This window comes from Embleya scabrispora DSM 41855, assembly GCF_000372745.1.
Lineage (GTDB): Bacteria > Actinomycetota > Actinomycetes > Streptomycetales > Streptomycetaceae > Embleya > Embleya scabrispora.
On the sequence record NZ_KB889690.1, the window covers coordinates 1 to 12,672 of the forward strand.

The 12,672-nt window shown below is 70.9% G+C and carries 13 protein-coding genes, 1 other RNA gene and 1 pseudogene; 8 read left to right on the forward strand and 7 right to left on the reverse strand.

Features of this window, described 5'->3' with window-relative positions; genetic code table 11:
* From A3IC_RS58270 to A3IC_RS65615, 3 genes and pseudogenes are all read right to left on the reverse strand, one after another.
* On the reverse strand, positions 1–340 hold a 340-nt coding region (locus tag A3IC_RS58270), incomplete at its 3' end, for a helix-turn-helix domain-containing protein (protein ID WP_158696211.1).
* A gap of 239 nt (positions 341–579) precedes the next feature.
* An RNA gene (gene rnpB / locus A3IC_RS63085) (RNase P RNA component class A) lies at positions 580–989 on the reverse strand.
* An 80-nt stretch (positions 990–1,069) separates the two neighbouring features.
* Positions 1,070–2,437 (reverse strand): annotated as a pseudogene (locus A3IC_RS65615) (RNB domain-containing ribonuclease); the annotation flags it as partial.
* A gap of 163 nt (positions 2,438–2,600) precedes the next feature.
* On the opposite strand from A3IC_RS65615, the gene yaaA reads away from it, so the two are divergent.
* The 3 genes from yaaA (at position 2,601) to A3IC_RS0134865 (ending at position 5,433) form a co-directional block, all read left to right on the forward strand.
* Positions 2,601–3,398, forward strand: a complete 798-nt coding sequence (gene yaaA / locus A3IC_RS0134855; protein ID WP_020554713.1) for a peroxide stress protein YaaA — start codon at positions 2,601–2,603, stop codon at positions 3,396–3,398.
* 176 nt (positions 3,399–3,574) lie between these two features.
* Positions 3,575–4,255, forward strand: coding sequence for a DUF732 domain-containing protein (locus tag A3IC_RS63060; RefSeq protein WP_020554714.1), 681 nt, complete (start codon positions 3,575–3,577; stop codon positions 4,253–4,255).
* A 488-nt stretch (positions 4,256–4,743) separates the two neighbouring features.
* The gene (locus tag A3IC_RS0134865) at positions 4,744–5,433 is read left to right on the forward strand and encodes a bifunctional DNA primase/polymerase (protein ID WP_040877661.1); all 690 of its coding nucleotides are present in this window, start codon (positions 4,744–4,746) and stop codon (positions 5,431–5,433) included.
* 31 nt (positions 5,434–5,464) lie between these two features.
* On the opposite strand, the gene A3IC_RS0134870 is transcribed toward A3IC_RS0134865, so the two are convergent.
* Together A3IC_RS0134870 and map are read right to left on the reverse strand one after the other, a co-directional pair.
* A complete protein-coding gene (locus A3IC_RS0134870; protein ID WP_026219093.1) occupies positions 5,465–6,424 on the reverse strand; it encodes an SCO2278 family lipoprotein in 960 nt (319 codons plus the stop codon).
* Positions 6,425–6,519: 95 nt separating this feature from the next.
* On the reverse strand, positions 6,520–7,368 hold the full coding sequence (gene map, locus A3IC_RS0134875; protein WP_020554717.1) for a type I methionyl aminopeptidase: 849 nt from the start codon (positions 7,366–7,368) through the stop codon (positions 6,520–6,522).
* A gap of 81 nt (positions 7,369–7,449) precedes the next feature.
* Between map and A3IC_RS0134880 the strand changes: the two genes are divergently transcribed.
* Entirely contained in the window at positions 7,450–7,686 is a 237-nt protein-coding gene (locus tag A3IC_RS0134880; RefSeq protein WP_020554718.1) for a hypothetical protein, read from the forward strand.
* Positions 7,687–7,855: 169 nt separating this feature from the next.
* Here the strand turns inward: A3IC_RS0134880 and A3IC_RS65620 are convergent, their stop codons facing one another.
* Positions 7,856–8,521 carry a YegP family protein gene (locus A3IC_RS65620; RefSeq protein WP_158696212.1) on the reverse strand — a complete coding sequence of 222 codons (666 nt, stop codon included), beginning with the start codon at positions 8,519–8,521 and terminating at the stop codon, positions 7,856–7,858.
* A gap of 3 nt (positions 8,522–8,524) precedes the next feature.
* Here A3IC_RS65620 and npdG point away from each other — a divergent pair, with 3 nt between their 5' ends.
* The gene (gene npdG, locus A3IC_RS0134890) at positions 8,525–9,217 is read left to right on the forward strand and encodes an NADPH-dependent F420 reductase (protein WP_020554720.1); all 693 of its coding nucleotides are present in this window, start codon (positions 8,525–8,527) and stop codon (positions 9,215–9,217) included.
* A gap of 114 nt (positions 9,218–9,331) precedes the next feature.
* On the opposite strand, the gene A3IC_RS58280 is transcribed toward npdG, so the two are convergent.
* A complete protein-coding gene (locus A3IC_RS58280) occupies positions 9,332–9,940 on the reverse strand; it encodes an NADPH-dependent FMN reductase (protein WP_052173954.1) in 609 nt (202 codons plus the stop codon).
* 238 nt (positions 9,941–10,178) lie between these two features.
* Between A3IC_RS58280 and A3IC_RS0134900 the strand changes: the two genes are divergently transcribed.
* The 3 genes from A3IC_RS0134900 (at position 10,179) to A3IC_RS58285 (ending at position 12,557) form a co-directional block, all read left to right on the forward strand.
* Complete coding sequence (locus A3IC_RS0134900) at positions 10,179–10,370, forward strand: hypothetical protein (protein WP_026219094.1); 192 nt, start codon at positions 10,179–10,181, stop codon at positions 10,368–10,370.
* Between the two features lie 203 nt (positions 10,371–10,573).
* Positions 10,574–11,608 (forward strand): recombinase RecA, encoded by a 1,035-nt coding sequence (recA, locus tag A3IC_RS0134905; RefSeq protein WP_020554723.1) that lies wholly within the window; start codon positions 10,574–10,576, stop codon positions 11,606–11,608.
* A gap of 4 nt (positions 11,609–11,612) precedes the next feature.
* Positions 11,613–12,557: a regulatory protein RecX gene (locus A3IC_RS58285; protein WP_020554724.1), complete on the forward strand. Its 945-nt coding sequence runs from the start codon at positions 11,613–11,615 to the stop codon at positions 12,555–12,557.
* Positions 12,558–12,672 lie beyond the last annotated feature (115 nt).

Below are 12,672 nucleotides of genomic sequence, written 5' to 3' on the forward strand. Positions count from 1 at the left end.
CCCGGCTGATCGTGGAGGGGCTGCGGCCCAGCTCGGCGGCGATCGTGCGGACGCCGGCCTTGTCCCGCAGCCGGTCGGCAATGTGGATGCGGTCGGCTTCGCGCAGGTGTCTCGACGGGCCGGACGAGGGCGCCGCGGTGATCGGCGGCGCCCCCTTCCTGCCTGCGGTCGGGCTGTACCCGTTGCGCCATCGCTTCCCCGTGCGGACGTTGATGCCGACGACCCGGCATGCCTCCGCGAACCCCAGTCCTTGATCCACGAGCCGGAAGTATTCCTCCCGCTCCCGGGCCAGTTTCACGGGACCCTGAGGTTCCCGAGTCCCACGGATCTCGAAGTCCATCGCATCCCCTGAGCTGGGGTGTTGCGACGACCACTAGAACCCAAGCCGCGGCCGGGGCTTTCGTCTTGCCCGGGCACGCACCGCCGGCCGGCGCGGCCGGGGGCAGCGGGTCGGCGCCCCGGGTGCGCCGGGCGAAGCGGCCCGTGCGCGCCCCGCGGCCCGATCGGCGGCGCGAGCCACGCCAAAAAGGCCCCCGACCCGCGTGTTCGCAGGTCGAAGGGCCGTGATCGGTGAAGCGACGGACGAGTCGGCCTCTACGCCGGGTTCTGTCTCCCGGGAGCCTTGCGGCGCCCGGGGAGGCGGCCATCCATCTACGACTGCCGTTGCCGACAGCCTCCAGCGGTCTACCCGCGAACTCGGGCGGGCCGCCCTCGAACGTTCGCGCAGAGCACGTGTGACGGTGCTCCTCTTGACCTTGCTCCGGGTGGGGTTTACCTAGCCGCCCGAGTCACCTCGGGCGCTGGTGGTCTCTTACACCACCGTTTCACCCTTACCGGTCGTCCGAGGACGCCGGCGGTCTGTTTTCTGTGGCACTGTCCCGCGGGTCACCCCGGGTCGGTGTTACCGACCACCCTGCCCTGTGGAGCCCGGACGTTCCTCGGCGGAACCCTCCGAAGAGGAATCCCGACGCGGCCGCCCGGCCGACTCGTCCGCCGTACCGGCCATCCTAGCGGGGGCGAACCGCACCCTTCGCCGGGTGTCGTCGGCCTCGGTCAGCCGGACCCGGACCCGCTCGCCCAGACCCAGGCCCACGCCGTCGAAGCGGGCCCGTACGGCCGGCTCGGCGAGTTGTACGGTCCCGCCGTCGCCGCGATCGTTCAGGTCCACCACCACCGCGTCGAACTCGTCGCCGACGTGGTCGGCCAGCACGACCGCCTCGACCAGGGACACCGCCTCGCGCTCGACCTCGTGCGCCCGGCGATCACCGGTCTCCATCGCCTTCGGCAACTCGTGCAACCGCTCGCCCACCCACTCGGGCACGTCGGTGCCCGCGACCAGGGACACGCAGATCTCGCCCGCGTACCGGTCGACCAGGCGCCGCAGCGGCGCGGTCACGTGCGCGTACTCGTCGGCGACCGCCGCATGCCCGGCCTGCTCCGGTACGCCCGCGTCGAAGGCGGTGTAACCCGCCCCGCGCAGCAGCCCGGTGGCCTCCTCGAGGAACGCCGCATGCCGGGGGTTGTCCGGATCGAGCGAGCGGATCACCGCGCCGTAGGTGCCGCCCTCGGGCCAGGCCACGTCCAGCGCCCGGCCGACCCGGCGGACCTGGGCCAGCGCGTCCGGCGCCGGCGGCGGCAGGGTGCGCAGGATGCCGATGCCCGCGTACGTCATCAGGTCGGCGGCGGCGATGCCGGTGAGCAGCGAGATCTGCGCGTTCCAGCCCTCGGCCGGGATCGGCGCCCGGTATTCCAGCCGCCACGTATCGCCGTGCTCGACGATCTCCTGCTCCGGGATCGGCAGGCTCACCCCGCCGCGATCGCTCTCCAGCGTCTCGCGCAGCAGACCGATCTCGGCGAGCAGCGCCAACGGCTCCTCGGCGGTGCCCGTGTCGATCGCGCGCTGCACCTGCGGATAGTCGAACCGGACCCGGCTGCGCACCAGCGCGCGAAAGACGTCGGTGCCGATCAGGTCGCCGCCCGCGTCCAGGTCGAGCACCCACACCAGCGCGGGCCGGTCCTGCCCCGGGAGCAGACTGGCCGCCCCCTCGGACAGGGTCGGCGGATGCAGCGGGATGCGCTCGTCCGGCAGATACAGGGTCTCCACCCGGCGCATGGTCTCCGCGTCCAGCGCGCCGCCGGGGGTCACCCAGGCCGCCACGTCGGCGATCGCGTAGTGCACCCGGTAGCCGGTGTCCGTGCGGGCCAGGTGCATCGCCTGGTCCAGGTCCAGCGACTCGGCCGGATCGATGGTCAGGAACGGCAGGTCGGTCAGGTCCCGGCGGGTCAGTGTCGGCCCGCGCCGGGCGGCCGCGTCCGCCTCCGCCAGCACCTCCCGGGAGAACGGCCCCGGCAGTCCGAGGTCCGCACGCAGCCGGGTGAAGCCGGCGCGCAGGCGATCACCGTCGGCGGACCTGATGTGGAGATGGCGACGAGGCACGGATCGAGCTTAGGAAAGATCCGCCGCGGTGCGAAGGACTTTTTACCGCTTTTCGCCCGCCCACCCGGAGCCGCCGTGTCGTGATCGGCCCGGCTCGTCCCCATAAACTCGATCCATAAACTTGATCGTTCCCCTTCCGTCCGCGTCGCTTGGAGTCCCGCCCGTGCTCGTGTTGTTGCCGCCCTCCGAGGGCAAGGCCGCTGCGGGGGCGGGCCCCGCGCTCGACCTCGCGGGCCTTTCGATGCCGGAACTGAACTCCGTGCGGCGGCAGGTGCTCGATTCGCTGATCACCCTGTGCGAGGGTGACGCACTCAAGGCCCTCGAAGTGCTCGGTCTCGGCCCGAAGCTGCACGGTGAGGTGCTGCGCAATCTCGACCTGCGCGAGGCGCCCGCGTTGACGGTGGCCGCCCTGTATACCGGCGTGCTCTACGACGCCCTGGACCTGCCCTCGCTCACCGGTGCGGCGGCCGCGCGCGCGGCCGGTTCGATCCTGGTCTTCTCCGGGCTCTGGGGAGCGTTGCGGCCGACCGACCGGGTGCCGCCGTACCGCTGCTCGATGGGTGTGCGACTGCCCGGCATCGGCGCGCTCGCGAGCCAGTGGCGGGTGGCGATGGCGCCGGTGTTGCCCAGGCTCGCGAGCGAGGAACTGGTCCTGGATCTGCGGTCGGCGGCGTACGGCGCGGCCTGGAAGCCGACCGGTGCGGTCGCCGAGCGGACCGCCACGGTGCGGGTGTTGCACGAGCGCATCGTGGACGGGGTGGCCAAGCGCTCGGTGGTGAGCCACTTCAACAAGGCGACCAAGGGCCGAGTGACCCGCGACCTGCTCATCTCCGGCGCCGAGCCGCGCAATCCGGGCGAACTGGCCGACGTGCTGCGCGAACTGGGCTGGACGGTGGAGACGGCCGAACCCAAGCAGGGCGGTACGCCCTGGGCGCTGGACATCGTGGTCGCCGCGGTCTGAGTAGGGCCTATGTTCGGCCAATTGCGATCAGACGAGGTCTCGCCTTGACAAAACAGGGGAGCTTCATGATCCTGACGCTTCCTCCGCAGGCAAAAAACAAAGCATTCCGTCCTACTTTTGGATGATCAGTGCGTCGTGCCCGGCGGAGTCGACGATCCGACATCCATGGGGGATGAGTGACTTACCCGCCGCCGCCCGGCCAGGACCCGAACCAGCCGTACGGCCAGCCGCAGTACGGACAGCAGCCGTACCCGGGTCAGCAGTACCAGCAGCCGCAGTACCAGCAGGGACAGTCCGGCCCGTACGGGCAGCCGCAGTACCCGGGCGGCTACCCGCAGGGCCCCGGCTACCCGCCGCCGCCCGGCCGCAGCCGCAGGAATCTGTGGATCGGCGTCTCGGTGGTCGCGGTACTCGCCATCGTCGGCGTGATCGCCGCGATCGGCCTGTCCGGCGGCGACGACAAGAAGAGTTCGGCCTCCTCGACCTCGTCGGCGAGCGCTTCGACCGGTGCGAAGTCCGGGTCGCCCACGCCGTCGACCAAGCCGTCCACGCGCACCTCCGCGCCCGAACCGGACGACGAGTCGACCTCGATTCCCGGGCTGGGCGGTGGCGGCGCCGGGCTGGGCGAGGACAACTTCCTCTCCACGATGCACATGCTCCTCCCGGCGACGAAGTCGAAGTCGGACGCCGAACTGGTGGCCCAGGGCAAGCAGGCCTGCTCGGATCTCAAGTCGGGGAAGACCCTGCTGGAGACCGCGACGAAGGTGACCGCGGTGAGTGCCATTCAGGAGAAGGGCATGCTCGTGGGCGCCGCGATGCCCGCGTTCTGCCCGGACCAGACCGGCAAGATCAAGTAGGGCGCCCGCCGCCCGGGGTGGAACGAGTGAATCCCGCCCGCCGAGCGTTTCCGCTCCCCGGCCACGTCGTTGACCAGCCTGCCGAACCCGGTCGGCGGTGACGTGGAGGAAACGAACGCTGTGACGAACATCGACACCTGATCGCCGTGCTGAACCCGACGTTCGGCAACACCTGCGTCAACGCGGGCTGATCACGCGCCCCGGCCCGCCTCCTCGGTCGCCGGCCGACGGGACCGCCCCGTTCCCGACTCCGGGAAACGGGGCGGTTCTCGTTGCGGGCGGCACACCGAACCGAAGCGATCGGCGATGTACATTTCTCGCGGGTTCACGAAGCCGGACAGGTGTCATTGCGATCACCTGTGAACCCTGTCGGCACATCGACGCGTGCGACCCGCGATGATGGGGATTGCCCGGGCCGGTCTTCCGCGTTGTACACGCAGAGGCGCCGTGTGGGGCGCGTAAGGCACGCACGCGGAAGAAGGGGTTCCATGGAGCGAATGGGCAGAATGGCCGGATGGCTGCGCCGTCGACCGCGTGAGGATCCGGACGCCGTTCGCGACCGGCGGGCCGGACTGCTCATGGACCTGGTCGAGCGCGGCTGGCCCGTCTGTCCGGCGGCGCACCCGGTGGGCTTCGGCTGTTCGTGTGACCGGGTCGGTTGTCCGGCGCCGGGCATGCACCCGGTCTCGTTCGCGTGGCAGACCCAGGCGTCCACCGATCCGGTACAGGTGGCCCGCTGGCTGGAGTTGTATCCGGAGGCCAACTTCGTCACCGCCACCGGAGCGGGACACGACGTGCTGGATGTGCCCGCGCGGGCGGGCGAGATCGCCTTGGCGGTCTTCGCCGAGCAGGGCATCGAGATCGGCCCGGTGGCCTCGTGTGGCCCCGAGCGCACGCTGTTCTTCACCGCGACCCGCGGCACGCCCGCCGACGAGGACGAGTGGTGGCCCTGCGAGCTGGACTGCCACCCCGAGACGCTGGACGCGCATCCGGGCCTGCGCTGGCACTGCCGGGGCAGCTATGTGCTGGTCCCGTCCTCGCAGCACCCCTCGGGGCAGCCGGTGCGTTGGATCCGGGGGCCCGAACTGCCGCTGCCCGACCCGTTGCGGGTGCTGGACGTGCTCACCGACGCCTGCGACACGGTGGGGGCCACGGCCGGCGACGTGCGCTGGATGTAGCCGGGCCGGCCGGCCCGGCGCCCACGAGCGGTCACTCGCCGTCGGCGCCGACCAGGCCGTACATCCATCCGACGAGCTGCACCTTGCCACCGGCCTTCGGCACCACCGCGACGTACTCGGAGAGCCGGTGCTCGGTGACCGACCTGGACGGCTTGCCGGCCAGGAAGGTCAGCGTCGAGGGGTCCACGTCGCCGAGTCGGCGCGGCGGTTGCACGGTCAGCTTGACGCTGTGCTGGAGCGCGAAGAGCACGAGCGCGCCGCCGTCCTTGGTCCGCACCGCGAGCGGCGGGAACTGGTTCGCCGCGCTGTCCACCGTCTGCCGCACGAAGCCCTCGCCGATCGGCTCGTCCCGCTGCCTGCGCAACTGCGCGGTGTAGGGGTCGGGTCCGAACAGCTCCGCGCGCGTCTTCCCGTCCTTGAGGAACTCGGTGAGTACGGGCGCCAGTTCGCCGGGGGCGGCGGCCAGCCCGGCGGCGGTCGGGGCAACCGGTTCGAGGTAGCCGTCCGCGTCCTTGCGCAACTCGGGCAGCGGGTTCTGCAGGGTCGGACCCCACGCGGCCTGCCAGACCGCGTCCGGGTTCGCCTTGACGAACACCAGCAACTGCGGCTTGGCGTTGTTGAAGTTCGGCGTGCTGTGTACGGCGAACCACTTGGGCCAGCCGATCACCTTGGGGATCAGGAACTCGGGCCGCTCGTGCGTGATCGGGGCCTTGCCCAGGTTTCCGCGCGGGTCGGTGAAGCTCAGGATCTTCAGACCGGCCTGGTCCAGCGCGCCGAGCGAGCCGGTCTCGACCCGGGCGTTGAGCGGCAGATCGCGGTTGGCGTACGCCTGGTTGTTCTGTACCTCGTAGTCGTGCAGCACCTTGCCGGCCTCGCGCCGGTCCAGGGCCTCGACGGGCGTCGAGGAGCCGTGGACGGCGACACAGCCGGTCGCGGCGAGCGCCGTCACGAGCAGGGCGGCGGTCGCGGCCACCGCGCGGGATATGCGCATCGGTTCGGCAACTCTTCCGGGGGAGCGGGCAGGAGGAGATCTCGCGAAACCTTACTGCCCGCGCCCCGCGCGGCACCGCGCCCGCCCGGTGGGAACTACACGACGGTCAGGACCTCGGCGCCGCTGTCGGTGACGACCAGGGTGTGTTCGAACTGCGCGGTGCGCTTGCGGTCCTTGGTGACCACGGTCCAGCCGTCGTCCCACATGTCGTAGTCGTAGGTGCCCAGGGTGAGCATCGGCTCGATGGTGAAGGTCATCCCGGGCTCCATCACGGTGGTCGCCCGCTCGTCGTCGTAGTGCGGAATGATCAGACCGGAGTGGAACGAGCTGTTGATGCCGTGGCCGGTGAAGTCACGGACCACGCCGTAGCCGAAGCGCTTCGCGTAGGACTCGATGACCCGGCCGATCACGTTGATCTGCCGACCCGGCTTGACCGCCTTGATGCCCCGGTTCAGCGCCTCTCGGGTGCGCTCGACGAGCAGCCTCGACTCCTCGTCGACGTCGCCCACCAGGTAGGTCGCGTCGGTGTCGCCGTGCACGCCGCCGATGAACACGGTCACGTCGATATTGACGATGTCGCCGTCGTTCAGGCGTGTGGTGTCCGGAATGCCATGGCAGATCACCTCGTTGATCGAGGTGCAGATGGTCTTCGGGAATCCCCGGTAGCCCAGGCAGGACGGATATGCGTGGTGATCGAGCACGTACTCGTGGGCGATCCTGTCCAACTCGTCCGTGGTCACCCCGGGCGCGATGTGCGCGGCGGCGGCCTCCATCGCGCCGGCCGCGATCCGACCGGCGACACGCATGCGCTCGATCGTCTCGGCGTCCTGCACCTCCGGCCCGGTGTACGGGGTCGGCGCCGACTTCCCGACATACTCCGGCCGCGGGATGTCGGCGGGAACGGAGCGGATGGGGGTCGCCTTACCGGGTACGAGAATCGCCATAACCAGCGAGTGTAGCCGGCGCCGCGACCGAGGCGGCGATCGATACGACGGATGCCACGCGCGGTGGCGAGCAGGCAGCGAGTGGGTGGAGGACGGGCCGTGAAGTTCAGACTGTGGCGCAGGTCCGAGGGGCGCGCCGGCGAGTGGTACTACTGCATCAGGCACGGCACGGTCGAGGAGGGTCCGGACTGCCCGGCGCGCGACCGGCTCGGGCCGTACTCGACCCGCCGGGAGGCGGCGAACGCGTTGGAGACCGCGAAGACCCGCAATCAGGTCTGGGAGAACGACCCCAACTGGAACGACCGCGGGCGCCGCTGAGCGGGCGGCGGGACCGATGCGCGGGGGCGCCCACCTCCTCCGCCCGGGACCGACCGGGGTCCCGGGGCTGCTCGATCGTTTTCCGTCCTTGCCCGCCACGACCCCGAATGCGGCAGGGATCACGTACGTGGGTCCGGAAACCGGCGATCGAGGGAGGGGCGGACGGGGGTCAGGCGCGAGAGCCGACCGACATTCGCCTTCGTGACCCGGCCGTCCTGGATACGGCCTTTCGGGTGCGCGAGGCGGCCGGCCTGGATACCGCCTTTCGGGTGGCCGAGGGCTTGGTCGCGATCTTTCGCGATTGCGCCTTTCGAGGCGGCGCCTTTGCGGTGGCCGACTTCGCCGACGCGCTCTTGCGCGTCGTGGTGCTCTTGCGCACCGCGCCGCCGCGGCGCGCGACGGTTCGCGCGGCCGGTGTCCGCCGGTGCGTGGCCGCGGACTTCGGGGCCTGGGCCCGCTGCGCGGCGAGTGCGTCGACGGTGCGGTCGTCGACCGTCTCGGTGTCGCCGTTGCGCTGGATATAGCGCACCGCGGTGAGCGCCTCGCGCTTGGTTTCATAGGGCGACGACTTGATGATCGTCGCACCGTTGGCGGCTGCCAGGACGAAGCCGTACTTGCCGGAGCGTCCCTTGGTGACAATAAATTTGGCCGGCACTGCGTCTCCTTGGAGAGCGAAGAGAAAGTTTTCTCCTCCACGGAAACACGGTTTGTCCCGGTTGTCATATATAAGTGCTATTTCGGAGTGAATCGGCCCGCACAGCCGAAAACCACTGTGACCTCGACTGCATCCGGGCGCCGACCCCGTGTCCTCTGCGGTTTCGGCCGGCAGGATCACGCCATGACAACCCCCTCGTCCCCCAAGCGCGACCCGCGTGACCTGCCGAACATCGACCACCTGGTCGTGGGTGTCCTCGGCGGCACCGGCGAGCAGGGCCGCGGCCTCGCGTACCGCCTGGCCGTCGCCGGCCAGAAAGTGATCATCGGCTCGCGCAGCGCCGAACGGGCCGGCTCCGCCGCGGCGGAGCTCGGTGCCGGTGTCCGCGGCGCGGACAACGCCACCTGTGCGGCGGAGAGCGACATCGTGATCGTCGCCGTGCCCTGGGAGGGGCACCGCGATCTGCTCGTGGCCCTCAAGAGCGAGTTGGCGGGCAAGATCGTCGTCGACTGCGTGAACCCGATGGGCTTCGACAAGCAGGGCGCGTTCGTGCTCGACGTCGAGGAGGGCAGCGCCGCGCAGCAGGCCGCCGCCGTGCTCACCGACTCGTCCGTCACCGCCGCCTTCCACCACGTCTCCGCGGTGCTGCTGCTCGACCCGAACGTCGAATCCCTGGACACCGACATCATGGTGCTCGGCGACAAGCGCGACGCCACCGATGCGGTACAGGCGCTCGCGTCGCGGATCCCCGGGATGCGCGGGGTGTACGCCGGGCGACTGCGCAACGCGCGGCAGGTCGAGGGGCTCACCGCCAACCTCATCTCGACCAACCGCCGGTACAAGGCACACGCCGGACTGCGCGTCACCGACGTGTGAGCCCGCTCGGGTGCGGCCCACGGCGCATACCGGAGAAGGCGGCACGAGGCCCGGCACATCATCGGATGTGCCGGGCCTCGTGCCGTCTCGCCGGGTGCGGGGTTCGCCCCGGCGTCAGGCCAGTGATGCGCTCCAAGTGCCCAGCGGGCGGGCGACCAGTTCGCCGGCGTTGTTGTCGATCGCGTCCTGCAGGCCGGCCAGCACGTGGGTGACCATGCCGGCGGTGGCCGGGTCGGTGAGCACGTGCTGCACGTCGGCCTCGACACCGAGCCGGGTGTGCACCTCGGGGACCGAGATCTCCGGGCCGGAGACGACGAAGTTGCTCAGGTCCCGCAGCAGGGCCTTGAGCTGGATCAGCGCGCGGATGCCGCCCTGGACGCCGGGCGAGGCGGAGATCGCGACGATCGACTTGCCGGCCAGCACGCCCTGGGCGTACGGGCGCGAGGCCCAGTCCAGCGCGTTCTTGAGCACGCCCGGGAGGCTGCGGTTGTACTCGGGGGTGGCGATGATCAGGCCGTCCGCCTCGGCGATCGCCTCGCGCAGGCGCACCACGGACGCCGGCGGGTTGGCCTCCAGGTCCTGGTTGAAGTGCGGGAGCTCGTCCAGACCCTTGTACACCTCGATCTGCATGCCCTCGGGCGCGAACGGCTGGAGGGCGTTCACGAGCGCGGTGTTGAACGACTGGGCGCGCAGCGAGCCGGAGATGGCGAGGATGCGGGACATGGGGTCCTCCGTGGCGAGGCGGGACAAGGCAGATTGTTGAACGTTTAACAACGTACCCCGAGTTTGTTGTGGGTTCAACTTTTGGGCTTCCTCCCAGGGGGGTCGGCGTCGCGAACCGTCGGCGGCGGTGTCGGCGACCGGTGCCGGCGACCCGGTCGGCGGGGGCGACAATGGAGCCGCGCCGCGCCCGTGTCACCCGCGGCCGTTCCTCGTTCGCACCCGTCTGGAGCCCCCCGCCATGCCCCGCATCGTCGTCCTCGCCGTGATCGTGTGCGTCCTGGCGCTCGCCGCCGCCGTGGTGGCCTTCGTCGGCGGAAGCTGGCTCGGCGTCCCGTTCGTGCTGCTCGCCGCGCTCGACGGGAATCTCGCCTTCTACTACCTGCGCCGGCACCGGGTGCGCCGTTCGCGTGAGCTCGCCGCCCGGGTCTGAGTCCGTCTCGCCGCCCGCCGGCGTCACCCGTATGGGTGGATGCCGCCGGCCGATGGCGTGTCGGCATCGAATTCGAACAAAAGTTCGGGCTACGCTTCGACCGACGTTGTCCACAGGCGTACGCCGGTCGTGCCTCCGTGTCGGTGCGACGGGTTAGCGTTCAAGGTGTGAAGCGAACACCACAGACCGGCAAGGCGGCATCCATGGCTGGACAGGATCGCGAGAAGGCGTTGGAAAACGCCCTCGCCCAAATTGAACGACAGTTCGGGAAGGGTTCGGTGATGCGTCTCGGCGACGAGGCGCGCGCACCGATCGAGGTCATTCCCACCGGCTCGATCGCGCTCGACGTGGCACTGGGCATCGGTGGCCTCCCGCGCGGCCGCGTCGTCGAGGTCTACGGCCCGGAAGGCTCCGGCAAGACGAGCCTTGCGCTGCACGCCATCGCCAGCGTCCAGCGGGCCGGCGGCATCGCGGCGATCGTCGACGCCGAGCACGCGCTCGACCCCGACTACGCGAAGAAGCTCGGCGTCGACACCGACGCCCTCCTGGTGTCGCAGCCGGACACCGGCGAGCAGGCGCTGGAGATCGTCGACATGCTGACGCGCTCCGGCGCGGTCGACATCATCGTCATCGACTCGGTGGCGGCGCTCGTGCCGCGCGCGGAGATCGAGGGCGAGATGGGCGACTCGCACGTCGGCCTCCAGGCCCGACTGATGAGCCAGGCGCTCCGCAAGATCACCGGTGCGCTCAACCAGACGAACACCACCGCGCTGTTCATCAACCAGCTGCGCGAGAAGATCGGCGTGATGTTCGGCTCGCCGGAGACCACGACCGGTGGGCGCGCGCTGAAGTTCTACGCGTCCGTGCGACTGGACATCCGGCGGATCGAGACGCTCAAGGACGGCACCGAGGCGGTGGGCAACCGCACCCGGGTCAAGGTGGTCAAGAACAAGCTGGCCTCGCCGTTCAAGCAGGCCGAGTTCGACATCCTCTACGGCATCGGGATCAGCCGTGAGGGTGGCCTGATCGACATGGGCGTCGAGCACGGCTTCGTGCGCAAGTCCGGTGCCTGGTACACGTACGAGGGCGACCAGCTCGGTCAGGGCAAGGAGAACGCGCGGAAGTTCCTCAGGGACAACCCCGACCTCTCCGACGAGATCGAGAAGAAGATCAAGGAGAAGCTGGGAGTCGGCCCGCGGGTCGACGCGCCGGCGGAAGCGGAACCCGAGGAGGGCTGAGCCCGTGGGTCGCCCTGCCGGCGAGTGGTCGAACACGTGGGGGGACGGATCCGGGGCCGGACCCGTCTCCCCGCCGGTCGACGCCGCCGAACTGCGGGCCGCGCTGGCGGCCGTCACGGCGCGTGCCGCGACAGGTGATCGCGCCGAGCGCGGCGGTGCCGAGCGCCGCACCGCCCGCCGAGCCGGCTCGACGCGACGCGACTCGGGGGAGCGCGAAGCGGGCGACCGGGATGCGAGGGACGACGGCTCGGGGGCCGACGTCCGCGGTGTGGGTGAGCGGGCCGCCGGTCGGCGGTCCGAACGCGGTCGGGCCAAGCGGGACACGCGCGAGCGGGCCGGGACTCGGGGCCGGCCCCGCCGGAACACGGACGACGAGGGCGTCGAGCCTGTCGAGGGCGCCGACGCGGAGCCGCAACCGCTCGCCGATCCGGAGGCCACCGCGCGGGCGATCTGCCTGCGCCTGTTGACCGGGCGCGCCCGAACCCGGTCCCAGCTGGCGGACGCTCTGCGCCGTCGGGAGGTGCCCGACGAGGTGGCGGAATACGTGCTGGGCCGATTCACCGACGTGGGGCTGATCGACGACACCGCCTTCGCGGGCGCGTGGGTCGACACCAGACACACCGGCAAGGGGCTGGCCCGTCGCGCCCTGGCCCGGGAACTGCGCCAACGCGGCGTGGACGCCGTCGTGGTGGACGAGGCGGTCGCCCGACTCGATCCCGAACAGGAGCTGGAGACGGCTCGGGCCCTGGTGGCCCGCCGGTTGCCGGGCACGCGTGGCCTGGACCGGGACAAGCGCATCCGCAGGTTGGCGGGGATGCTCGCGCGCAAGGGATACGGCGAGGGCCTGGCCCTTCGCGTGGTCCGGGACGCGCTCGCGCACGAGGCCGAGGCCGACGAGGCGGACGAGGCGGACGAGAACCCGTGGCGGGCCTGGGACGGACCGGTCTGAGCCGCGCTCCCGAGACTGCGGTCGGTGACCTAGCCTGGGACCGTTGTCCGAGCCGTCGGACCGCCACAAGCGCGTCCCTCGGCGCGCATACGTCCCTGCCGTCCGCTTGAAGGGC